Genomic DNA, 2,627 nt, shown 5'->3' with positions numbered 1-2,627 from the left:
CCGCCGCGTCCGGCTCCTCGGCCTGGCCCGCCCGTTCCAGCTTCTCCAGCAGACGGGCGACCGCGCGCTGCGCCGCGGCCTCGTCCCTGCCGCGGAAGGTGAACAGCTCGACGGGCCACTCGTGGCTGGAGTGCACGGAGGGTGCCTGGTCGTAGGCGCGCAGCACGGCGTGGAAGTTGGTGCCGCCGAAGCCGAATGCGCTTACACCCGCGACACGTTCGGACGCCTCGGCGGCCCAGGGCCTTGCCGCCGCGTGGAAGAAGAACGGGCTGCTGTCCTGGTCCCAGGCGGCGTTGGGCTGCTCGATGTGCAGGGTCGGCGGCTTCACTCCGTGGTGCAGGGCGAGCGTCGTCTTGATCAGCCCGGCGAGTCCGGCGGCGCACTTGGTGTGCCCGATCTGCGACTTCACCGAGCCGACGGCGCAGCTTCCCGGCTCCGCGCCCGCCTCGGTGAACACCTCGGTGAGCGTGGCCAGTTCCGTACGGTCGCCGACGACGGTGCCGGTGCCGTGCGCCTCGATCAGGCCGATCTGCGCGGGCGAGACGCCCGCGTTGCGGAAGGCGCGGGTGAGGGCGGCGCGCTGGCCCTCGGGGCGGGGCGCGGTCAGTCCGAGGGCGCGGCCGTCGCTGGCGCTGCCGACGCCGTCGATCACGGCGTAGACGCGGTCGCCGTCGCGCTCGGCGTCGGCGAGGCGCTTGAGCACGACGCAGGCGACGCCCTCGCCGAGCGCGATGCCGTCCGCGCCGCCGTCGAACGTGGAGGAGCGGCCGGTGGGCGACAGGGCGTGCACGGAGGAGAAGAGCAGATAGTCGTTGATGCCGTTGTGCAGGTCGGCGCCGCCGCACAGCACCATGTCGCTGGTGCCGGTGACCAGTTCCTTGCAGGCCACGTCGACGGCGGTCAGGGACGAGGCGCAGGCCGCGTCCACGGTGTAGTTGGCGCCGCCGAGGTTGAGGCGGTTGGCGATGCGTCCGGCGATGACGTTGGCGAGGACGCCGGGGAAGGAGTCCTCGGTCAGCCGCGGCAACTGCTCGTCGAGGGCGTCGGGCAGATCGCCGCCGAGGTAGGACGGGAGGACGGTGCGCAGCACGCTGGCGTTGGACAGGTCGCTGCCGGCCTCGGCCCCGAAGACCACCGACGTACGGGCGTGGTCGACGGGCCGCCCCTCGCAGCCCGCGTCGGCCAGGGCCCGCCGTGCCGCCTCCAGGGCGAGGAGCTGTACGGGCTCGACGCTGGCCAGCGAGGCGGGCGGGATGCCGAAGCTCAGCGGGTCGAAGGGGATCTCGGGCAGGAAGCCGCCCCAGCGGGAGGGTGTGCGCGCGCCCTCGCCGTCCGGCGCGTAGTACAGCTCCGGGTCCCAGCGTTCGGCGGGGACCTCGGTGACGCAGTCCTTCCCGGCGAGCACGTTGGCCCAGAAGGTGCTCAGGTCCTCGGCGCCGGGGAACATGCCCGCCATGCCGACGATGGCGACGCGCAGCGGCTCGGGGCGCGCGTCCTCCTCCTCGGCGGCGGCGCCGAGCGGCGCGAGGCCCAGCTCGTCGCGCAGCGCGCGGGCGCGTTCGCGCAGCCGCCCGGCGGCGCGCTCGCCCACGGCGTCGTGGAGGGCGGAGACGGTGGTCACGGCGTCGCGCAGCACGCAGACCTCGCCGGCCATGAACATGCCCTCGTCGCCCTGGCGTTGCTCGTCGACGCCGCGCAGTTCGGGGCCGACGCGCTCGATGCCCTTGCTGGCGACGCGCAGCCGTCCGACGTTGAACTTCTCAAGCTGCTCCCAGACTTCGCGCTCGGGCACCCCGGCCTGGCGCAACTGCTCCTTGAGAGCGGCGAACTGGGAGGTGAAGGCGCTGTGCGCGCACCGGGTGGCGTGTCCGGGCGCGGTCTCCAGGAGGTCGGTACGCTCCGCGTCGACGACCTGCTGCTGGAAGCGGGGAAGGATGGCCCCGGCGCGTACGGCCTCCTCGGTGAAGAGGTAGGCGGTGCCCATCAGTACGCCGGTGGCGACTCCGGCGCGGGTCAGGGGTGCGGCGAGCGCGGCGACCATCGCGGCGGACCGTTCGTCGTGCACGCCGCCGGCGAAGAGGACGGTGAGCTCACCGGCGGCGCCGGGTCTCTCCTTGGCGGTGAACTCCAGCAGGATCTCGGCCTGCGCCTCCCACAGCGGGAAGCTGTTGCGGGGTCCGACGTGGCCGCCGCACTCGGCGCCCTCGAAGATGAACTTGCGGGCGCCCGCGGCGAGGAACTGCCGCAGCAGCCCCGGCGAGGGCACGTGCAGGAAGGTCGATATGCCCTCCTCCTCCAGCGCCGCGGCCTGCGCGGGCCGGCCGCCCGCGATGATCGCGTGCGTGGGCCGTACCTCGCGTACGACGTCGAGCTGCGCCTGCCGGATCTCCTCGTCGGCGAACCCGAGGACGCCCACGCCCCAAGGGGCCTCGCCCAGCGAGGACTTGGTGGCCTCCAGCATCGTCCTGGTCTGCTCGGCGCCGGCGAGGGCGAGCGCCAGGAAGGGCAGCGCGCCGTCGGCGGCGACGGCCGCGGCGAACTCCGGCTGGTCGCTGACGCGGGTCATCGGGCCCTGTGCGACGGGCAGTCGGGTGCCGAGCGCGACGGCGCCGGGAGCGCCGGGGCCG

At 74.2% G+C, this 2,627-nt stretch carries 1 protein-coding gene; it reads right to left on the bottom strand.

Annotated elements, in window-relative coordinates:
* On the bottom strand, positions 1–2,627 hold a 2,627-nt coding region (locus AN218_RS30100; RefSeq protein ID WP_171908854.1), incomplete at both ends, for a beta-ketoacyl synthase N-terminal-like domain-containing protein.

The sequence above is a fragment of the Streptomyces nanshensis genome (assembly GCF_001751255.1).
GTDB classification, from domain to species: domain Bacteria; phylum Actinomycetota; class Actinomycetes; order Streptomycetales; family Streptomycetaceae; genus Streptomyces; species Streptomyces nanshensis_A.
This window is presented reverse-complemented; position numbering and strand designations above follow the sequence as displayed.